This is a genomic window from Flavobacterium tiangeerense (assembly GCF_007830355.1).
Classification (GTDB): Bacteria; Bacteroidota; Bacteroidia; order Flavobacteriales; family Flavobacteriaceae; genus Flavobacterium; species Flavobacterium tiangeerense.
Genome location: NZ_VLKO01000002.1, coordinates 86,137 through 107,745, shown reverse-complemented (window position 1 = coordinate 107,745; position 21,609 = coordinate 86,137). Strand labels below are relative to the sequence as shown.

20 protein-coding genes and 2 tRNA genes are annotated in these 21,609 nt (G+C 33.9%); 10 read left to right on the top strand and 12 right to left on the bottom strand.

Features of this window, described 5'->3' with window-relative positions; genetic code table 11:
* Positions 1–102: 102 nt before the first annotated feature.
* The 11 genes from IQ05_RS02160 to IQ05_RS02115 form a co-directional block, all read right to left on the bottom strand.
* On the bottom strand, positions 103–867 hold the full coding sequence (locus IQ05_RS02160; protein ID WP_144889391.1) for a class I SAM-dependent methyltransferase: 765 nt from the start codon (positions 865–867) through the stop codon (positions 103–105).
* Between the two features lie 87 nt (positions 868–954).
* Entirely contained in the window at positions 955–1,329 is a 375-nt protein-coding gene (locus tag IQ05_RS02155) for a GxxExxY protein (RefSeq protein WP_144889389.1), read from the bottom strand.
* Positions 1,330–1,416: 87 nt separating this feature from the next.
* The gene (gene map, locus IQ05_RS02150) at positions 1,417–2,235 is read right to left on the bottom strand and encodes a type I methionyl aminopeptidase (protein WP_144889388.1); all 819 of its coding nucleotides are present in this window, start codon (positions 2,233–2,235) and stop codon (positions 1,417–1,419) included.
* 43 nt (positions 2,236–2,278) lie between these two features.
* Complete coding sequence (locus tag IQ05_RS02145; protein ID WP_144889386.1) at positions 2,279–3,667, bottom strand: TolC family protein; 1,389 nt, start codon at positions 3,665–3,667, stop codon at positions 2,279–2,281.
* Positions 3,667–5,013, bottom strand: a complete 1,347-nt coding sequence (locus IQ05_RS02140) for an HlyD family secretion protein (protein WP_144889384.1) — start codon at positions 5,011–5,013, stop codon at positions 3,667–3,669. The genes IQ05_RS02145 and IQ05_RS02140 overlap by 1 nt, the downstream gene beginning before the upstream one ends.
* Before the next feature lie 6 nt (positions 5,014–5,019).
* Positions 5,020–6,684 carry a peptidase domain-containing ABC transporter gene (locus tag IQ05_RS02135; RefSeq protein ID WP_144889381.1) on the bottom strand — a complete coding sequence of 555 codons (1,665 nt, stop codon included), beginning with the start codon at positions 6,682–6,684 and terminating at the stop codon, positions 5,020–5,022.
* A gap of 5 nt (positions 6,685–6,689) precedes the next feature.
* A complete protein-coding gene (locus IQ05_RS02130; protein ID WP_144889379.1) occupies positions 6,690–7,361 on the bottom strand; it encodes a TetR/AcrR family transcriptional regulator in 672 nt (223 codons plus the stop codon).
* A gap of 53 nt (positions 7,362–7,414) precedes the next feature.
* Positions 7,415–8,047, bottom strand: a complete 633-nt coding sequence (locus IQ05_RS02125) for a leucine-rich repeat domain-containing protein (protein ID WP_144889377.1) — start codon at positions 8,045–8,047, stop codon at positions 7,415–7,417.
* A 173-nt stretch (positions 8,048–8,220) separates the two neighbouring features.
* Positions 8,221–8,373: a hypothetical protein gene (locus IQ05_RS15335; protein WP_158634569.1), complete on the bottom strand. Its 153-nt coding sequence runs from the start codon at positions 8,371–8,373 to the stop codon at positions 8,221–8,223.
* 8 nt (positions 8,374–8,381) lie between these two features.
* Positions 8,382–9,899, bottom strand: coding sequence for a 2,3-bisphosphoglycerate-independent phosphoglycerate mutase (gene gpmI, locus IQ05_RS02120; RefSeq protein ID WP_144889375.1), 1,518 nt, complete (start codon positions 9,897–9,899; stop codon positions 8,382–8,384).
* A 140-nt stretch (positions 9,900–10,039) separates the two neighbouring features.
* The gene (locus tag IQ05_RS02115; RefSeq protein WP_144889373.1) at positions 10,040–12,460 is read right to left on the bottom strand and encodes a DUF5916 domain-containing protein; all 2,421 of its coding nucleotides are present in this window, start codon (positions 12,458–12,460) and stop codon (positions 10,040–10,042) included.
* Positions 12,461–12,814: 354 nt separating this feature from the next.
* Between IQ05_RS02115 and IQ05_RS02110 the strand changes: the two genes are divergently transcribed.
* The 3 genes from IQ05_RS02110 (at position 12,815) to IQ05_RS02100 (ending at position 13,978) form a co-directional block, all read left to right on the top strand.
* Entirely contained in the window at positions 12,815–13,537 is a 723-nt protein-coding gene (locus IQ05_RS02110; RefSeq protein ID WP_144889371.1) for a murein L,D-transpeptidase catalytic domain family protein, read from the top strand.
* 252 nt (positions 13,538–13,789) lie between these two features.
* Positions 13,790–13,862, top strand: a tRNA-Gly gene (locus IQ05_RS02105).
* A gap of 43 nt (positions 13,863–13,905) precedes the next feature.
* Positions 13,906–13,978 (top strand) — tRNA-Gly (locus IQ05_RS02100).
* A gap of 152 nt (positions 13,979–14,130) precedes the next feature.
* On the opposite strand, the gene pepE is transcribed toward IQ05_RS02100, so the two are convergent.
* On the bottom strand, positions 14,131–14,838 hold the full coding sequence (gene pepE, locus IQ05_RS02095) for a dipeptidase PepE (RefSeq protein ID WP_144889369.1): 708 nt from the start codon (positions 14,836–14,838) through the stop codon (positions 14,131–14,133).
* Positions 14,839–15,019: 181 nt separating this feature from the next.
* Between pepE and IQ05_RS02090 the strand changes: the two genes are divergently transcribed.
* The 7 genes from IQ05_RS02090 to IQ05_RS02060 all read left to right on the top strand — a co-directional run bounded on the left by IQ05_RS02090 (position 15,020) and on the right by IQ05_RS02060 (position 21,500).
* On the top strand, positions 15,020–15,742 hold the full coding sequence (locus tag IQ05_RS02090) for a hypothetical protein (RefSeq protein WP_244289514.1): 723 nt from the start codon (positions 15,020–15,022) through the stop codon (positions 15,740–15,742).
* The gene (locus IQ05_RS02085) at positions 15,732–16,460 is read left to right on the top strand and encodes a carboxypeptidase-like regulatory domain-containing protein (RefSeq protein WP_244289513.1); all 729 of its coding nucleotides are present in this window, start codon (positions 15,732–15,734) and stop codon (positions 16,458–16,460) included. The genes IQ05_RS02090 and IQ05_RS02085 overlap by 11 nt, the downstream gene beginning before the upstream one ends.
* Positions 16,447–17,169 carry a hypothetical protein gene (locus IQ05_RS02080; RefSeq protein ID WP_144889365.1) on the top strand — a complete coding sequence of 241 codons (723 nt, stop codon included), beginning with the start codon at positions 16,447–16,449 and terminating at the stop codon, positions 17,167–17,169. Before IQ05_RS02085 ends, IQ05_RS02080 begins: the two co-directional genes overlap by 14 nt.
* Positions 17,156–17,917: a peptidase associated/transthyretin-like domain-containing protein gene (locus IQ05_RS02075; RefSeq protein ID WP_144889363.1), complete on the top strand. Its 762-nt coding sequence runs from the start codon at positions 17,156–17,158 to the stop codon at positions 17,915–17,917. The genes IQ05_RS02080 and IQ05_RS02075 overlap by 14 nt, the downstream gene beginning before the upstream one ends.
* A 26-nt stretch (positions 17,918–17,943) precedes the next feature.
* The gene (locus IQ05_RS02070) at positions 17,944–18,693 is read left to right on the top strand and encodes a hypothetical protein (RefSeq protein WP_144889361.1); all 750 of its coding nucleotides are present in this window, start codon (positions 17,944–17,946) and stop codon (positions 18,691–18,693) included.
* The gene (locus IQ05_RS02065) at positions 18,690–19,193 is read left to right on the top strand and encodes a DUF6702 family protein (RefSeq protein ID WP_144889359.1); all 504 of its coding nucleotides are present in this window, start codon (positions 18,690–18,692) and stop codon (positions 19,191–19,193) included. The genes IQ05_RS02070 and IQ05_RS02065 overlap by 4 nt, the downstream gene beginning before the upstream one ends.
* Before the next feature lie 63 nt (positions 19,194–19,256).
* Positions 19,257–21,500, top strand: coding sequence for a M1 family metallopeptidase (locus IQ05_RS02060; protein WP_144889357.1), 2,244 nt, complete (start codon positions 19,257–19,259; stop codon positions 21,498–21,500).
* Positions 21,501–21,609: the final 109 nt, after the last annotated feature.

Genomic DNA, 21,609 nt, shown 5'->3' with positions numbered 1-21,609 from the left:
GTTATTTGATTGTTAGGTTATATAGACACAGATTCCACAAATTTACACAGATTAATTTGTGCAAATTTGTGGAATCTGTGTTGGATTTTAATCTACTAAATATTATTTAAAACAAACTGGGATAATTTCGCCTTTGGCTAAACAGTATTTCTCTACCAATTCAGGTGCAATTTTATTGGTATAATCTTCTTCAACAACTGTAAAACCTATGCTTCTTAATTTGTCAAAATAATCACGGCCATAAATGCGAACGTGATCGTATTGTCCAAATATTTTGGCACGTTCTTTTTGGTCGGTAATGCTATCATCTGCAAAAGTTACGTCTCTTTTTAAGTCCTGCGGAATTTGTAAAATGGCCATTCCACCAGGTTTCAAAACACGATACAATTCCTGCATCGCTTTGGTATCATCTGGAATGTGCTCCAAAACGTGGTTGCACAAAATGACATCGTATTGATTGTCTTCAAAAGGCAAATTGCAAATATCTGCTTTCACATCTGCCAAAGGCGAAAACAAATCAGTAGTGGTGTAATCTAAGTTTTTTTGCTTTCGAAACAATTTATAAAAAGCTTGTTCAGGAGCAAAATGCAATACTTTTTTGGGCGCAGTAAAAAAATCAGTTTGCTCGTTGAGGAACAACCACAACAAACGGTGTCTCTCTAAAGAAAGCGTACTTGGCGAAAGCACGTTGTTACGCTGTGTTTCATATCCATACGGCAACATCGATTTGAAGCTTTTACCATCAATAGGATCAGTGAATTTATCACCTTTTAAAGTAAAGGCTATTATTGGTCGAGCCACATAACTCAAACGAATTAAAAGCGGACGCGGAATGGTATTTAGGATAAGTTTAAAAGCAGATTTCATTTACATATTAATTAAAACACGAATTTCACGAATTTGCACTAATTACAAAAGTTGATTTTGTTTTGAAAGCCAAAAAGTGCGTGTTTGTTACAGGATTATTCTTTTATATTTAAGGCTATCTTCACCAAAGTTGATCAAAATTCCGAGTTTATTTTTTGATGCTGCTAAGTAATTAAGTGTTTGTTTAATTTCACTTTTACTCAATTCTTGTATTGCTTTAATTTCGAGTATGATTTCGTCGAAGACCAAAAAATCAGCAAAATAATAAGTTGGTAAAATTATTTCTTTGTACTCAATATTGAATTTGGATTCTCTGGAATAAGGGATGTTATTTTTCTTAAATTCATATTCTAATGCATCACCATAAACCTTTTCACTGTGTCCTTTTCCCAGAATTTTGTGAACTTCCATACAAATTCCGATTATTGAATAAGCTTCTTCTTTCAAATAAAGTTCATGCATTTTGTATGTTATTGGTTAAATAATCAAGGGCATTATTTCTGAAATTTTCATAAGTTTTAGATTCGTGGTAATTCGTGCAATTCGTGTTTAAATAACCAAAGGCACTTTTCTAAACTCTTCTTCATCATTGCTCACAATTCCCAGTTCTTTATAAACGTAAGCAAAAGTGGATAAAATTTCAGGTTTTCCATCAATAATGGCCACATCGTGTTCAAAGTGGGCACTTGGTTTTCCATCGGCAGTAGTAATAGTCCAGCCGTCTTTGTGTTGTTTGATGTTGCGGGTTCCCATATTGATCATCGGTTCTATGGCAACCACCATACCTTCAATAAAAAGTTTACCACGACCTTTTTTACCGTAATTTGGCATTTCGGGATCTTCATGCATTTTTTGGCCTAAGCCGTGACCTACAAGCTCACGTACTACACCATATCCATGTGCTTCGGTATATTTTTGAATAGCATTTCCCACATCTTCCACACGATTTCCAAGTCGAAGCTCGCGAATTCCTACGTACAAGGATTCCTTTGTAACTTGTAATAATTTTTTTGTTTCTGGTGCCACTTCTCCAATTTCGAAAGAGTACGCATGATCACCATGATATCCGTTTTTGAAAGCACCGCAATCCACCGAAATTACATCACCGCTTTCTAATGGTTTGTTGTTTGGGATTCCATGAACTACTTGTGAGTTAGGACTCATGCATAGTGAATTTGGAAAACCGTACAATCCTAAGAAACTTGGTACTGCGCCGTGATCACGAATAAAGGCTTCGGCAAGTTTGTCTAAGTATAATGTTGTTACTCCTTCTTTGATCTCGGAGGCAATCATTCCTAATGTTTTGGATACGATTAAGGCACTTTCGCGCATTAATTCTATTTCTTCACGTGACTTTGCTATAATCATAATTTCGAATTTTCAGTTGGCAAAAGTACGATTTTATAATTATTTAATCCGGATTGGCCATAATTTTAAAAAGCTCCGAATTTGAAATGTAAAAGCGGTTTTCCAATGCTATTTTTGATAGTTGTGCACTCACTAAATTGTTCTCTCTAGTATTGATTAAAAACAGTGAGCTTTCGCCAAAAGAAAACAAGCGTTCCTCAGAGTTCAACATGGTTTGATTGTCTTTTACCAAACCTTTTATTAATTCCTTTTGTTTTAATAAGGATTCAATTTCTATTTTTTGAGCATTAATCTTGTTCGTCAATTGTACTTTTTCAAGATTCAAGGCAAATTCTGTTTCTTGTACTTTGAATTTAGCTAATTTAAGACTTCCTCTTTCTTTTCTTAAAAATAGCGGAAAGTAAAAATTCAATCCAATCTTATAATCTTCAAAGCGGTAATTGTCTATATAGCTCGGTTCAGATAAATAGGAATAACCGATGTCAATTTTGGGTAAAAGCATATTGGCTTTCAGTTTTTGATCTACAGTTAACATGTCGATTTTACTTTCAAGCGCGTTTATTTTTGGATGACTGGTAATCGAAAAGTCTTGATTAACCAGATCATTTGTTCTTAAACTTTCTTGAATGGTAAACTCCAATTGAATTTCTGGAATTAAATCTTCAGCTAGTTCGAGTGGAATGTTGTTCTCAAGCCATAAATAATTAGAAAGTTCTAATTTGGCTTTGGTAAGTTTTAATTTAGAATCTTCAAGACTTAAAGCTCTATTTTTTACAATAATTCCTGCCTCAACACTATCTATTGCAGGTTTGTCTCCTTGATTGATTAGGGATTGTATTCCTTTAAATCGTATTTGCGCATTTTGATTGTATTCCTCGTAGAGTTGTACTTCATTGAAGTTTTTTTTCCAGTTAAAATACGCCACTGATGCGTCATAAAGCACAGCAATGGCTTGCAGTTTTCGCTCTGCTTCGCTTAGTTTTATTTGCATTTTTGCTTTTCGAACATCAGCCATTCTTTGATTAATTAATAAGCCTTGTCCAAGCGGAACAGTAACTCCCAGAGATGTTAGCCCTTGATTAGGTACTGTGTTTTCGGGATTCAGGTATATGCCTTCATTGTTATCAAATCCAGCCTTAATTTCGATACCGTACCAAGTTGGTATTTTGAAACTGCTGTTTAAAATAGAATAATACTCTTTGTCTTTGAATTGTTTTTTGCTAAAATCGACTTCAATTTTCGGATCAAAACCACCTCTAGCCATCATCAAGTTGGCTTGCGCTTTGTTTATTTCTAGGTTAGCATTTTTCACCAAAGGATGGTATTTTTTTACGTAACCTAAAAATTCAGTATAGGAGAACTCCTTTGTAACCGTAGTTTGCGCGGATAATGAGATGCCAAAAAATAAAAACGCTACTAGTATTTGTTTCATTACTTCTTATCTTTTGTAGGTTGATCTGCTGTTTTGTAATAATTAGGTGGAAAACCGTTAAGTGTTCTCCAAAGTTCAAACCACACTGGTACATTGTTCAGTAGGGCAATAGTTTGTGCTCCTGCACCTATGCTTAATTGTTTTGGCCACTTGTCTTCGTTTTCATCAGGAGCAATTAGCACTCGGTATTTACCGTTTGCACTGATAAAATTCTCAATCGCCACAATTTTTCCACCAAAGGTTCCGTAGGACATGTTAGGCCAACCCGAAAATACAATAGTGGGCCATCCATCAAACCAAACACGTACTTTTTCACCTTTACTCAAAAGGGGTAAATCAATAGGATTAACAAAGGTTTCAACAGCAATATCATATTCTGAAGGCATAATCGTAGCTATTGGAGTTCCCTCCTTTATGGTTTCGCCAATACCAGATTGTAAAGCTCTATTTACATATCCATTTTGTGATGCTTTGATATAATACATACCGTTTCTAATACTGTAATTAGCATACTGATTTTCTAGTTTGTTAACTTGTGCATCTGTATCAAACTGGCTGCTCAATGCGGTATACTTATCACTATTAGCTTTGGATGCTTTTTCAGCATACTCAGCACTTATTCTATTTATTTCAACTTTGGCATTTATAAATTCATTTTTACTAGTAAGATATTTATTTTCCTGAGTGATTATCTTAGCCTCAACTTCTTGTAATTTCAATCTTTTTTCTTCGATATCAGTCAATGGCTTTAATCCCTCTTTGTTTAACGCAACAGAACGGTTGAATTGTGTTGTCGCAATTTTTAGTTGCGTTTTTACAGCTACCAAATCAATACTATCACTTTTAATTTTTAAAACAGATTGTTTAATTTTATTTTGAGCTTGCTCCAGTTTTAAATCCTTTTCTCTTTCAATAGCTTCTACTTGTCCGGTTAATGTACTTACTTTTGAGCTATAGGATTCTAAGGATTGTTTCTTAGCGTTAATTTGATTTCTAGTGTTCTGTACCAAGTTGGGATCCATGTAGTCTTCTTTTATCTCTGAGATAAAAACAATTGTGTCCCCTTTTTTTACATAATCACCTTCTTGTACATACCATTTTTCAAGTCTACCAGATATTACACTTTGTATGGATTGGGGTCTTTGATTTGGTTTTAAAGTGGTTACGCTACCGCTTCCAGATATATTTTGTGTCCAAGGTAAGAACAAAGCGATTATTCCTATAATTGAAACGGCCGCTATAATTTTATTTAAAATCTTATAATGAGGTCTATTAGCAAGGTTATGTACCGTAGTGAAACGATCAAATGAAGGAAGTCTTGTATTATTTTCGGATATGTTTAGCATGGCTAATTATTTTTTTAAATCTTGTTCGATTACACCGTTATTCATAATGATTACTCGGGAGCACTTGGTTTTCCAATATGGATTTTTTGACGAAACTATGATGGTCCATTTGTGTTTCTCGGACGTTATAAAATCTATAATTTCATTTGCAACAGTGGTATCCATTTTGTCAGTTGGATCTTCATAAAACAAAATTTTAGGTTTATGAATGATGCTTCGGGCCAATAAAATCTTTTGGCAATTCGATGACGAAAGTTGTTTTCCTTCGGGTAATATGTTAGTATCAAGTCCTTTAGGTAGTGATTTTATAAATGAAGTGAGTTGGACACCATCTATTGCCCATCTTAGATCCTCAGTGCTTATGAATTTATCATTAAAGGTAATGTTTTCGAGTAGAGTACCTTCAAATGGGGTTTCTCCAGTAATGATAGATCCTATTTGAGATCGATATTGTTTTATGTTTATTTTTTTGAAAGTATCATCATTTATATATAAAGCACCCGATGTAGGCTCTAGTAAACCCGATAAAATTCGGATTAATGTAGACTTGCCAGATCCATTTTCACCATCTATTGCTATGTGTTCCCCTTGGTCAATTTTTAATGTTATGCCATTTAAAATTTCTTTTGTTGAATCAGGGAATTTAAAACTCATTCCCTCCATTTCAAGTGAAATTTTATTGTAACAGGTATCACTCGTAAAAGGCATTTCCTGCTCAAGTTCTAAATCAGTTACTTGCCCTATTTTTTCAACTGATGTTAATACGTCATAAAATGTCTCAAGGCCCAAAATAATTTTTTCAACAGAGTTGATGACCAATAGAATAATAATTTCTGCAGCCACAAATTGACCGATGTTCATTTGTTGTGACAGCACTAAAAAACCACCAATGGAGAGTAAACTAGCTGTAATTATTATTTTAAAAATAATCAATTGACTGAATTGTCTTTGAATAATCTTGAAATGCTTTTCTCTGTAAGACAAGTAATCACTCACGAGATTGTCGTTTTTTTGTAACCCAAAATTATAATTTAAATCGTTTTTAAAACTGTAGCTGTTTCTAGCCATTTCTTGAATCCAACTAGCCACTTTGTATTTAAACTTAGATTCTTTTAAACTTGTTTCAAGTCCAGCTTTGTATGAAAATTTGAATATAAAATAAAGCAATAAAAACAGTAATGCTCCAAATACAATAAAATAAGGGTGGTATAAAGACAACAATATAATACCAAAAATAATTTGAAGTAAGGCAGCCGAAAAGTCAATCAGCAATTTAGACGTTCCTTTTTGTATTGCTAAAGTATCAAAAAAACGATTGGCAAGTTCTGGGGGATAGGTGTTGTAGAGTTCTTCTATTTTTATTTTGGGTAAACGAGCACCAAATTCAAATGAGGAACGCACAAATATTTTTTGTTGTAAGTTTTCCGTAATTCGGAGCTGCATTAAAGATAAAAGCCCTACTAAAGCTACCCCAAAAACAACTAATACAATTAGCACAATCCATGAAGCACTCACGCGTCCTGATTGTATAAAATTTGTAATGGCTTGAATGCCTAATGGGAGTGATAAACTTATTAATCCTGCAAAAATAGCATAGAAGAAAATTTGGTAAACATCTTTTCTATCTAATGTAAGTAAGTTGTAAAATCGTTTTAAAGGTGTGTTTTTCATAGTATTTATTTTGCAATTCTTTCTACTAGATCTATGTAAAAATCTGTTGGCGAAATGGTTTCGTTACAATTTGTTATGGTTTTTAAATGGTCTTTTAAAAAATGTTGGTGCAAGGCTCCTTCAACTATTGATGAGGCCAAGCTTTTTGCAAAAGGGTACTCTTGGTTTATAGCAACTATCATTTCAATTAAGCGGTTTATGACTCTTTTGTAAACTAAGAAAAAGCCTTCTTTATTCTCTTCGTCTACTTCTTTAGTGAGTAAGGTTTTAGTAAACTCTGCAATAATAATTTTGTTCAAGATGTTTTCATTGATGTGAGTTGTAGCATAATCATCCTCAATTTTTTCGGTTACGATTGTAATTGCTTTTTTCAATCTATCAATGGGTATAAGAATATTATTAGTGGCAAATACTAGTTTATATTCAATCCATCCCCAGTACCAAGACGATAAGTATAAAAGGAGTTTATGTTTGTTCTCAAAATAGCGGTATATAGAACTTTCGTTAGACCCAATTCGTTCTCCTAATTTTTTGAAGGTAAAATTATCAAAGCCAATTTCATCAATAATTAAGATACTGTTTTCTATTATTTTCTTGCCTAGAGTGGAGGTTTCGGGGTTTTTAACGTACAACTTCTCGTTAATAGCAATACTTATATTTGATAAAATAGCGTCCATAATTTTTGTTTAAGCTCAATTTTGTATTTATAATCTGTTTTAATTTTATCTTATTAGAAATTTACTTTCAGTCCAAAATTCAAATTTTTCATGTCTTGCAAGTCATTTTTGATTTTGTTGTCTTTTAAGTCTAAATATTTAAGATGGTCTAATTTTTTTAAAGTTGGAACCTTCTCAATTTCATTGTTTCCAAGATATAAATTTTCAAGATTTTTTATTTTTAATAATTCAGTTGGTAGCGTTTTGAGCTGATCATTTTCCAAGTACAAAGATTTAAGCATTGGTAATTTAGCTAAAACATCAAGTGTTTTGGGTAAGTTCATCTTACTTTCATCGTTTAATCGTACTTCTTCAAGTAATTTTAGATTTGAGAAATCACTAGGAAGGACATCAAAATCATTCCCGCTTAAGTCAATAGATTTTAATGTTTTAATGTTTGAAATACCGCTTGGAATTTCTTTTAAATGGTCGTTTTTTAAACTTAAGTATTCTAGATTTATAAATTTAGACCAATCCACTGCATCGAGTTTTATGTTTTGATTGCTTAAATTCAATCGATAAATAAGCTCAGGATTTTTCAAAGCATCATTTAAATTATTGAATTCTTTATTTTTTTCATACTTAATTTGACTCCACAAACTAGTTGAAATAAGAAGAACAAGGACAGTTGTAAAGTATGTTTTCATAAAAAGAATTTTTAATTCAAGCAAAAGTACAGTATAATTAATAGTAATACTATTGCTATTGTTTATTTAACTTTAATTTAAGATGTGAATACTATTCAGATATGAGAGTATTCTTAACAAAAAAAGAGGCTGTTCAAAAATACTTTTGAAAGCCTCTTTCTTATTAATTATTGTTAGTTATAGTGGGACTTACCGTTTTTACCAGGAGCGCCACTTTTCCCATTCTCGTTTCCTATTGCATTTGAGCCATTCTCACCAGGGCTGCCGTTATGTCCTGTTCCTAATGAGCTGCAACTATATAAAGTTATAGTTAATAGCACAATCATATACTTTTTCATAGTAGAGAATTACAAGTCATTACCTCAGGTTTTTCAACACCCATCAATTCAAGTATTGTAGGGGCTATATCACCTAGCACACCGTTTTTAATCATCGTTAAGTTTTTATCTACTAGAATTAACGGAACTGGATTAGTGGTGTGAGCCGTATTTGGACTTCCATCAGGGTTAATCATTGTTTCGCAATTACCATGATCAGCAATTACAAGAGTGGTGTAATTGTGAGCAAGTGCTGTAGTGATAACTTTTTCAACACATTGGTCAACTGCTTCACAAGCTTTTATTGCCGCGCTCATGATACCTGTATGCCCTACCATATCTCCATTGGCAAAGTTTAAGCATACAAAATCAACTTCCTCTTTTTCAAGTTCTGGAATAAGTGCTTCCGTTAGTTCATTCGCACTCATTTCGGGTTGTAAATCGTAAGTAGCTACTTTTGGAGAATTTTTTAAAATTCGGCTTTCGCCAATAAATGGAAGTTCTCTACCGCCTGAAAAGAAGAATGTAACGTGTGGATATTTCTCTGTTTCAGCAATTCTAATTTGTTTTTTGCCTGCTTTTTCTAAAACTTCACCCAGTGTTTCAGTGATGTTATCTTTATTGTAAACTACTTTTACGTTTTGATACGTTTCGTCGTAATTGGTAAGGGTAACATAATACAAATTAAGCTTGTGCATGTTTTGCTCATGACAATCCATTTGTGATAGTACCTCTGTTAATTCTCTACCTCGGTCTGTTCTAAAGTTAAAGAAAATAACTACGTCATCATCTTCAATTACTGCAATTGGTTCCTTATTGTAGGTAGTGATTACGGTTGGGTTTATGAATTCATCTGTAATATTTGCCTCATAACTTTCTTGTATAGCCTGTACAGCATTAGTGGCAGCAGTTCCTTTTCCGTTTACCAGTAAATCATAAGCAAGTTTGACTCTTTCCCAGCGTCTGTCTCTATCCATAGCATAATACCTACCAATAACCGATGCTATTTTAACAGAAGTGTTGCTAATGTATTCTTGTAAATCTTGAATGTAATTTTTTCCTGATTTTGGGTCAACATCACGGCCATCTGTAAATGCATGAACATATACTTTCTCTAAACCATATTCTTGCGATGCATCAATCAATCCTCGTAAATGCGAAGTATGTGAGTGTACACCTCCATCTGATACTAAACCCAGAAAATGTACTTTTTTATTATTAATTTTAGCATAAGTGAATGCATCTACAAGCACTTGTTCTTGGGCTAACGTTCTATGAGCTACCGCCAAGTTAATTTTGGCTAAATCTTGGTACACAATTCGTCCTGCACCCAGATTCATGTGACCCACTTCGCTATTACCCATTTGTCCTTCTGGAAGACCTACATTTAAGCCATCTGTTCTTAGTTGAGCACTAGGATAATTTTGATACAAACTATTTATAAATGGGACATTTGCATTATCAATAGCTGAAACTTTTGGATCTGGTGATTTTCCCCAACCATCCAATATCATAAGAATTACTTTTTTATTCATTATCGTGTCTTTTAAACAAAGATAAAGTATTTCTAAAAAGGTTCAAATCTTCAGAAATAACTATTATACATTAAAAGGGGAACGCATACAAAAAATGACTATTTAATTATGAGAGGTGTCTATTTTTGTAATTAATGCATTCAAAATGTATTCTTCACCTGATTGTAGTCGATAAAATAGCGCATGCTGATCGAAAATACATGGCTCAAAGCATCATTATTGAGTAGTCGAGTTACATTGCTGTTGAATTCTTTGTTGATATTTCGTTCAAAAGCACCAGCATTATTTCGGTACAAGACGGTCAATTGACTTCCTGGCGCAAACCACCAGGTGTATGACAAATCAGCATTCCAAGAATAAAAACTTGAATTTTTGTTTGCGGTATAATCTTTAAAATCTGTAAGCCTGCCATTTTGTTCTAAGGATAATGTGTTTTTATTTTCGGCATAAGACCAGTAATGACGCATTGCAACATTGAAAGTCATTTGACTGTTCAAGGCATACTTTCCTGACAAGGTGTTTGAATACGTTACTACATTTCTATTGGCAAATACAATAGTTTGATTTGAATTACTACTTGGGTCAGGATTGATATAGGTGTCAATATATCCTTTATTGTTGTTTTGTCTAAAAAAATTGAAGTTGTAATTCAAGGATAATTTGTCACTGAAACGATATCGTGGTCCAATGGCAAAACCATAATTTTCTCTTCCTTTTTCGTTAAAAACTGTATACGATGGATTCAAGTCAATTGCAAAACGGTTGTTGTAATTAGAAGATACATAAAGAAATCCACCTACGCGCTCCGGTATGATTACAAATCTATTCTCAGCTCTTGGTTCGTAATAATCGTAGGATTCTAGTGGGTTACTATTGATGCCAAAACCGATATAATGGTTTTTTTTGGTATCAGAGTTGATTTGAATATTGAGGTTGTTGGATTGAATTTTTCCTGTTTCTTTTTGAAATTGTGTATAGCCATTAATCCTGGCATTAAAAGAGTTAAAATACTTAGTAGGATTTAAAATTCTATAACTTGCATTTCCATATACACTATAATAATTGGTTTGAAAATTGATTCCCAGGTCATTGTTGTCAAAATCTTTTGTCATAATATCAGCCCCAATACCGTATCTGTATTTACCACTAGTTTCGGAAAAATTAAGTTGAGAATTGATTCCTTTCTTATCTTCTGTAGTGTTAATGTAGCTGTACTTAAAATCTCCAGCTAAATTATAGGTGTTTTTCTTAGTGTTTAAATCCCATGCTAGTGCAGTAACATTCCCATCTCTAAAATTCCCATTTCTAGTAACATTAGTGTTTATGAATGCAACTGAGGAGTTTTTGCGAAAGCGTTGGTCTAGCACGAGTACATTGTAATTGGCTAGGGGTTCAATAAGCTCTTCTCGTCTAGCGCCAGTTTCAGTATTACGAATCGATGCGGTTGTTTTTTCGGTAACGGCATTCAATATTCCCACACCCAGTCCGCCCTTAGTTCTACCCGAAATTTTAAAGGCATTAATTAGGTTTACAGTGGCTGGACTAGCATCAACAACTTCATTAGTTGCTAAGTTAGGTCTAGTGCTTGGGCTTCCGCCAATACGTCTCGAATACAGTAAATTTCCTTTGCTAAACAAATCCGTTCCTTCTGTAAAAAAAGGTCTGTTTTCATTGAATTGCTGTTCAAACGGACCCAAATTCAAGATTTGATCGTCAAATTTTGTTTGTCCAAAATCAGGTATCAAAATCATGTCTAGCGTAAAAGCATCGTTGATACCGTATTTCAAATCCAGTCCGCCTTTAAGTGTGCCATATGTTTTTTGTTTAGCATTGGCATTTACATAAAAAGAGGAGTACGGCAATAAGAAAAGCCTAACGGGAGGTTTGATGTTTTCAATACCCTCTAGTGTTCCGTTTTGCTGTGTAAAAGTCCCTAGTTTTGAGTCAATAAAATTCCAAGAATATTTATATCGATCTCTTCTTACTTCTCTAAAAAAGTTCAGTCCCCAAGTTTGTTTGTTTTCTGCCGAAAAGCGAAGTGCAGCATATGGGATTCGCATTTCTACAACCCAGCCTTTATCAGTAATAACAGCCTTACTTTCCCAGACTGCGTCCCAAGAATAATCCTCTCCATTTGAATCGGTTGTAATACAATCAGCTTGACCATCAGCAGCATTTACAAAAAATTGAAAATCTTGTTGACCATCATTAAATCCATTTATAAACACCCCAAAAATATCCGAAGTCCCAAAATCATCTCGCTGTGTGATTTCTCTTAAAATTTTATCAGGATTTTCATCATGCAGCATTGCGCCTATGTAAATGGCGTCATTATCATATAAAACCCGAACCTCTGATTTTTTGTTTTCGGGGATGGGTTTTCCATTATCAGGTTCAAATGTGATGAAATCACCCGCTACAGCTGCAGAGTTCCAAATAGCTTCATTTAGTTTACCGTCAATTTCTATTTTTTCAGAAATGAACTTGGTTTGTAATGTTTTCTTTTGGCTATAGCCAATGAAAGAGAAAGTAATGAAACAAAATAAAAATAGATTCTTCATGCAGTGATTATAAAATGATTGATGTGTAAAACCATTGCTTTTACAGTAATGTTTTCTGTATAAATCCATAGTTTGTCATAATAGACTTATTTTTTATAGTATTGTTACACTTTCTTAAAACAAATAATCATTAAATGTTTGATTGCCTCGTGAAACATGGACATTAGGAAGAACTAAAACTTTTAAAACAATACAAATTCAAGTAGGTGTAGAGTAGTGGTAGCGGAGGTATACGCGATTTAAAACATTCATTATCAAGTAATTTTTAAATAAAATTATGTTAAACCCGTTGAATGACATGTTATTATGTGTAATTTTGCGACTCCAAATCAAATTATAATCTAATAGACTCGAATGATTTATACGATGCTACCTACTATTTTATTGCTTTTATTTACTTCATTGACAGAAAAACCACGTTTTGTTGATAAAACCCCAAGCAGTCACAACGTATATGCAAATAATGCTGTACCTACCGAAGAATCAAAAATGGAAGAAGTGTACCGAAGATTAAATTCGGACAAATTTTCATTGCCAAAACTGGAAAGTTTCTCTGAGGCTCTCAAAGGATATTATTCATTAAAAGAGAAAGGGGTAATCCAAAAAGACATTCTTACTATCATTGATTTTAGTTTGTCGTCTAATGTTAAAAGACTTTGGGTTATTAATATTGATACAGGTGAAATTTTATTTCACTCGCTTGTAGCACATGGTCGCAACACTGGAGAAGAATATGCTTCTCAATTTTCTAATGCGTCAGAATCGTATAAAAGCAGCTTGGGTTTCTATGCCACGGGCGAAATTTATACCGGAAAACACGGTATGTCACTGCGTTTGGATGGTTTAGAAAAAGGAGTAAATGATAATGCCCGCGCAAGAGGTGTTGTCATGCATGCCGCTGATTACGTATCTGATTCTTTTATAAAAAACAATCAACGCTTAGGCCGTAGCCAAGGATGTCCGGCAGTTCCCGCAGAAATGTCTAAAGAGATCATCACTACGATACAAAATAAATCTTGTTTTTTTATTTATCATCCGTCAAGAGCAACAGTTTTTGGAAGTAGAAGCATTTCGTAAGGCTTCATAAAAACAGGTAGGAACCTTATTGATTAGTGTTTTTTTATCTTATTAGTGCTTAAAACAGGTGTTTTTAAAATATTTTTTATAATTTTTTTAAAAGCTTTCAAGCGTTATAATAAATTCATATTAAATTATTTAGGGTTTTAAATTTGGGTTTGTATAAAGGTTTGACGGTTGGTAGCTTTGACTTTTTCTAAAAAAAACTTGCATTAAAGGAAACTTATTAAGTATATTTGCACCGTTGTTAATGCGAAAGTAGCTCAGTTGGTAGAGCTCCAGCCTTCCAAGCTGGTTGTCGCGAGTTCGAGCCTCGTCTTTCGCTCTAAGTTTCAAGTTTTACTTAGAAATTTTTTTACTGTTATAATGCGAAAGTAGCTCAGTTGGTAGAGCTCCAGCCTTCCAAGCTGGTTGTCGCGAGTTCGAGCCTCGTCTTTCGCTCTAAAACCTCAAACTTTTGTTTGGGGTTTTTTGTTTTAAGGTTGTGCGAGAAGTTTATCCCGTGAACGAGGTGATACGGGAAGCCTCGTATTTCGGTCTTTGAAGCCGAAACTTTATGTTTCGGCTTTTTTTGTTTCATATGTTTCTTTAAATTATTTAATATAACTCAAGTCGGTTTCTGTTTCAAGCTCTTTGGGAAGTTGATTTTGACCAAACAATCTTGCGGTTAAATTGCCTTTCAAAGTTATTTTATCTCCTATAACTTCCAGCCAGCTGCCTTCTCGTAATCCTAAAACGGGAACCGAATTGTATGCGTGGAATTCCTTAATTCTAGTTTCGCGCGTTTCACCCATGTGAGTAGATGTTGTATCTGGATCAAGGTAATGCGGATTTAAATTAAACGGAATCATTCCTAAAGTTTTAAAACTAGGCGGATAAACAATAGGCATGTCATTTGTAGTTTGCATGCTAAGTCCGCATATATTACTACCAGCACTTGTACCTAAATATGGTGTGCCTTTTCTAATGGCATCAGCAAGTGGTTGCACGATATTATTTTTGTACAATTGAGATACTAATACAAAGGTATTTCCGCCGCCGGTAAAAATTCCAGATGCTTCTTGTACGGCTTGCACGGGATTTTCAAATTCCTCAATTCCTTTTACAGTAATATTAATTTTGGCGAAAGCCAATCTAACAATTGCTGTGTATTCCTCGTGGGTAATACCGCCAGGTCTAGCATATGAAATAAAAAGGATGTTACTACAATCCTTAAAATGTTTGGTTAGGGTAGGCAATAGATATTCTAAGTAACTTTGATGAGCAAGTGTTGAGGTACTTGCAATAATCATATTTTTCATTGTTAAGGTGTTATTTTTTTTATAAAGATATTAAAACCGTCTTTTTTAACTGTGATTTTTAATTAACATTTTTTTACCATCCTATTAGTAATTAATTTGCAAAGCATTACGATACTTTTACAACGAATCAATACTTCTTTTTTAACGAATGTTTAAAGTGCTGTGCTTGCTTATTATTTTGATGACTACACAAATGGAGTCGCAAGAAATGCCTAGAATTGCTCTAAAGGGTTCGGTAATGGTGCAAGATGATGTTTTAGAGGGTGTTGATGTTGTGAACAAAAAGACTAAAGAAACCACTCGTACTAATGCTCAAGGAAATTTTTCGATACTTGCCGCGTTTGGAGATACTTTGGTTTTTACAGGATTGCAAATAAAAGATATTTATAGGTTAGTACAGGCCCAGCAATTTCTACAAGGATTTATTTCGGTACAAGCAAACTTACGCTCGTATCAATTAAAGGAAGTTGTAGTTCAAAACGGAATCAATGCTAGAGCACTCGGAATTATTCCTAAAGGGCAAAAAACGTACACTCCCGCAGAAAGAAAATTATATACTGCAACTGACTTGAATGCTTCTTTTAATGCAGGATCAATGGCTGGTGGTTCAGTCTCGGTGGATCCATTGCTAAACTGGATTTCCGGCAGAACAAAAATGCTGAAAAAGGAGTTGAATGCAGAGAAAAATCAATTTTATATTTTACAAATAGAGAATTTATTTACTCCAGAATATTTTGTTACTAAATTGAAGATTCCGGTTTTGTACGTAAAAGGATTTGAATATTATTGTATTGAAAATGATAGTTTTATAGTTGCTTTAAAGTCAAAAAATGTTGCTTTAGCTGCGTTTTTGATGGGAGATTTAGCATTAAAATATAAAGAAATAATAGCTCGTGAAAATTAAAAATACATTATTGTTAGTGCTGTTTATGATGGTGCAATCAATGTACAGTCAAGATGTGCCCGTAAAAGAGATTCGGGGTAAAATTGTAGCAGATTCTGTTGCTGTAGACCGAATTAATATTGTTAATCTTACCACGGAGAAAGCAACAATATCTGATGGCAACGGTTTTTTTACAATTCCTGCAAAAGAGGGTGACGTACTTGTTTTTACAGCCGTTAATTTAGAAGGACTACGAAAAAAAATAGAGAAACAAGATCTTGAGCAAACGCTTTTGTTGGTAAAAATGAATCCTAAAAGTATTGTTTTAAGGGAGGTTATTGTCAATGATAATAGTATTTCGGCAGAAAGTTTGCGAATTATTCCTTACGGTCAAAAAAAGTACACTCCCGCACAGCGAAAGATGTATACGGCAACCTCCGGTGGAGGAATAGATGGGTTACTTAACACCATATCTGGACGCAAGGCTATGCTGAAAAAAGAAATGATTGTGGAGAAAAAGGAACAACTATTGGCCAGGTTTGCCAACTTTTTTGAAGATAAATATTATGTAGAGACCCTGAAAATCCCTCAGGAATATATCTTAGGATTCCAGTATTACTGTGTTGATGATGTTGAATTTGCAGCAGCACTTACTACTAAAAATAAATGGAAGGCCATGTTTTTAATATCCAAATTAGCTCAAAATTATAACGAAATCATAGCTCTTGAAACAAAATAATAGCATAGCACTAATAGCAACATTACTGAGTATTTGTGCTCAGGGACAGGTTATAAATGAAAAACTCCTAACAGGTAAAATTATAGCAAATGCAAAGCCTGCAGCTGGTGTTCATGTCTTGAATATTGTTAATGAAAAAGAAACGGTAAGTGATAGTTTGGGTGTTTTTAATATTATGGCAAAACCAGACGATCTTTTGGTTTTTACAGCACCAAATTTAGAAATCCATAGGCGAAGCATTGATGAAGAGGATATGCATCAAAAACGTTTAGATATTGAGATGTTAACAAAAGCAATTGAATTGCAAGTGGTTTATGTTAATGCTCATCCCGGAATTAATGCTAGAGCATTAGGTGTAATTCCTAAAAATCAAAAAGTTGTAACGGCAGCGGAACGCGGTAGATATTCCCAGCCTAATGGACCGCTGCAAGCAATAAAAATAATGATAACTGGTAAAAATCCAGCGCTTGATAATGCTCTTAAAGTAGAACGGAATATAGCAGCATTAAATAGACTTGATGGTGTTTTTCAGGATAAATATTATGTTGAAACCTTAAAAATCGACAAAGATTACATCAAAGGGTTTCAGTATTATTGTATAGAAGATGCAGAATTTAGTGCGTCTCTAAAAAGCAATAACAAGTGGAAATTAATGTTCAGAATTGTAAAGCTCGCCGAAATTTATAATGAAATGAATGCGTCGCAATAAGTTTAAAATAGTAGTTTGTGTTCTTTTTTTATTCCAAATTGCATTTGGCCAATCTACTGTTGAGAAGGTTTATACTGGAAAAGTAATAGTAAGCAATCAGTTTACAGCAGGTGTAACCATTACCAATAAAAAAACAGGTCTGCAAGTAAATACCAACCAAGATGGCTTTTTTTCCATAGTAGTTCATGTCAAAGATACTCTTGTTTTTGAAGCCGTTCATTTGCAAAAGAAACAAATAATAATTTTAGATGCTGATTTAGAAAAAGAAGATGCTGTAATAGAGATGCAACTTAAGAACACGGTGTTGAAAGAAGTTGTTGTTAATGGTAAAAAGATAGATGCCTACAGTTTAGGAATAGCGTCAAAAAACACTAAAAAGTTCACTCCTGCAGAACGAAAGTTACAAACAGCGGGAGATTGGAAACCTATCATGCTGTTGGGATTATTAGGTGGTTCAATGGAATTAGATCCCTTGATTAATAAAATAAACGGAAGAACCAAACGCTTAAAAAAATTGATCGTTCTTGAAAGAAAAGAGCTGAATATCAAATGGATTTCCGAGGAGTTTCAAGATGATTTTTTTACAAATCAATTAGGGATTAAACAGGAATATATCAGTGGGTTCAAGTATTATTTGGTTGAAAATGAAAACTTTACAAAAACACTACTCACTCGGGACAAAGATCAAATTATTTTTAGCATGATACCCTTGGCACAAGAATATAAAGATAAATTACAAGGCAACTGAAATAGCAATTTTGAAAAAACAATAATATGAAGCAGCTCTTACTTATTTTTATCCTTTTTGGAAACGTTTTATGGGCTCAAAATAAAGATAGAAAGCCATTGCATGCGCGATTGATCAATGATTTTACCCTAGTAGATAATGGGTATGTTTTTAATTTGAATGCCAAGACCAAAACGTTTATCAGCAAGCAGGGTTTCTTTGATATTTTGGCTCAAGCCAAAGATACGTTGCTCATTTCCAGTTTAAATTTTAAGTCGAGAAAAATCATTGTTTCTGAAAACGATTTTTTAAAGCCGCTCGCTTTATTTGATATGGAATCGCAGTTGACGGCCTTAAAAGAAGTTGTGGTCAAAGGAAAGTTAGACCCAAAGCCTTCTTTGCCTAACACCCAAAAAATAGTTGATATGAAATTCATAAGCGATGAAAAATCAGCTGTCAAGAATAGCGCCATGCCATCGGATAGATCCATTGAAAACGGATTAGATTTTGTACGCGTTTTTAAAATGCTAAAAAAAGCATTCACAAAGAAGAATTTAGATGAATTGAAAAGCAACAATACAGATCAATTTCCAGAAATGGTGTTGTCCCGAATTGATGGCTATTTTTTTTCGCATACATTAAAACTAGAACCTGATGAAGTCAACTTGTTTTTAGATTATTGTAAAAACGATGCTGCTTCAAGTAAGTATTTAGACCATACGGATACCTTTTTACTAATGGATTTTTTGGTTAACAAGAACAAAGAATTTAAAAGATTCACTACTTTTGAAAAATGAAAAAAATAATTACAAGAGTTCTTTTTGTAGTACTCATTCTCTCTATGTCATCTTTTGCGGCGCACAAATTTTATGTTGCCCTGTTTCAAGTAAATTATGTTTCTGAGAAAAAAATGATTCAAATCACTGCTCGTATTTTTGTAGACGACTTGAATAATGCCTTGGAAAAAAAGCATAATAGAAAAGTAAATATAGGTTCAGAAATGGAGACAGCTGACGATGTCCTGCTATTAAAAAAATATCTTAATGAGAAGTTTATTGTGAAAGTAGATGGACAAACCAAAGTTATAAATTTTGTTAGCAAAGAGATGGAAGGGGATGTGCTTATTTGTTATTTGAGTATCAAAGAAATCAAAAAAATGAAGGCACTAGATATATACAATGCAGTATTGACACAAAATAATGCTGAGCAACAAAATATTATGCATTTTAATGTTTTGGGGGTCAAAAACACACTTTTATTTACGACATCAACATCAAAAGGAGTGTTAAAATATTAATTAGTGCTTTTTTAAACAAAAAAAATATTATTTTCACCCATTGAAATAACCAGATTTCCAACTATGAAAAAATTATCCTTATTCTTGCTGCTTCCGGCAATGCTATTTGCTCAAGAGAAAACCGCACCTGTAACTCCTAAGCAAACAGGGAGATATGACAACAACAAATTTAGCCAGATGTATGATGTTTTGGCAACGCCAAACATGTTTCGTACTGCTTCTGGAGCTCCCGGACCTGCTTACTACCAGCAACAAGCCGATTATAAAATTAACATTGAATTAGACGATAAAAAATCACGATTGACAGGTTCAGAAACCGTGACTTATTCCAACAACTCACCAGATACGTTAGAGTATTTATGGGTTCAATTAGATCAAAATCAAGCTGCTAAAAACTCGCAGACACCATTGGCAGACAGCCAAAGAATGGAGCAAGTTTTTCCAGCAGGAAGTTTTGCAACTAAGTTTTTAAAAGAGCCAGCAGAACGCGGTTTTAATATTGAACAAGTTAAGGATGCTAAAGGAAATCCTTTATCCTACACGATAAATCAAACCATGATGCGTATTAACTTGGCATCACCATTAAAACCGGGAGAAAAATTTTCTTTTTCTATCAACTGGTGGTACAACATTAATAATTACAGACTAGAAGGCGGTCGTTCTGGATATGAATTGTTTGAAAAAGAAGGCAACAAACTATATGTAATTGCTCAGTTTTACCCAAGAATGGCGGTATACAATGATGTTGAAGGATGGCAAAACATGCAGTTTTGGGGCACAGGAGAGTTTACATTGCCGTTTGGTAATTTTGATGTAAATATCACAGTTCCTGCTGATCACGTGATGGAAGCAACAGGAGAGTTAACCAATAGAAGCGAAGTTTTTACTGCAGAGCAAGTGAAAAGATATGAACTAGCAACAAAATCATATGATAAGCCAGTGGTTATTGTAACGCAGGCAGAAGCTGAAGCGGCTGAAAAAGGTTTCTCAGATAAAAAGAAAACATGGAAATTCAGTGCTAAAAATGTTAGAGATTTTGGTATTGCAACTTCTAGAAAATTCATTTATGATGCCATGGCGGTGAAACTAAATGAGAAAACGGTAATGGCTGTTTCGGTTTACCCAAAAGAATCCAATCCATTGTGGGGAGAAACTTCAACTAGAACAGTAGCGCACACTTTAAAGAGCTATTCAGCACATACTTTTGATTATCCTTACCCGAAAGCAGTTTCGGTTTCAGCAGAAGATCAGGGGATGGAATACCCAATGATTTGCTGGAATTACGGGCGTCCTGATGAAAAAGGAGTTACTAGTGAGCGTACTAAAAACGGAATGATAGGTGTGGTAATTCATGAAGTAGGACACAACTTTTTCCCAATGATTGTAAACTCTGATGAGCGTCAATGGTCTTGGATGGATGAAGGATTGAATACTTTCATGCAATACATGGCTGAGCAAGAAATGAATGTTAATTTCCCTTCAAGCCGCGGACCAGCAAGTAAAATAGTTCCTTACATGAGTGGTGATCAAAAATTCTTAGAGCCAATCATGTCAAATTCTGAAACCATAGTGCAATTTGGAGCTAATGCCTATGGAAAACCTGCTACAGGATTAAACATTCTTAGAGAAACCATTATGGGTAGAGAATTGTTTGACCATGCGTTTAAGGTTTACGCTAACAGATGGAAATTCAAGCACCCAACTCCTGAGGACTTTTTTAGAACTATGGAAGATGCTTCGGCAGTTGATTTAGACTGGTTTTTCAGAGGATGGTTTTACTCCACTGATTTTGTAGACATTGGTGTAAAAGAGGTAAAACAATATTATGTATCTGAAACGGCAACAAAAGAGTTGAAAGATGCAGTAGTTCGTAGAGGGCGTTTTGGTCAAGAAAAAGGACCATTCGTATACTTAGTTCCTGCTACAAGTGAGGAGTTAAGCGCTAAAGATAAAAAAGCATTGGCTATTAACGAGGTAAGTTTATTATCTGAGTACGTAGAAAAAAACTTTACTGCTGAGGAAAAATCAACATTAAAAGCACCAAAATATTTTTACGAAGTAGAGTTTAATAAGCCAGGAGGAATGTTAATGCCAATCATTGTGGAGTTAACGTATGAGGATGACTCAAAAGAAACGTTTAAATACCCAGCTCAAATTTGGAGAAAAAACAATGACACTGCTAAGAAAGTATACGCAACAGATAAAGCGATCAAAAAAATTATTGTAGATCCAAAATTAGAAACGGCTGATATTGATGTAACTAATAATACTTGGCCAAAAGAAGAAGTGAAATCAAAATTTGATTAATTACTTTTAAAATAAAATACAATACCCCCAAAAGCAACTGCTCTTTGGGGGTATTTTTATGAAATAATTAAAAGTCAACCATTCAAAAAGTAATATCTTTGTAATCATA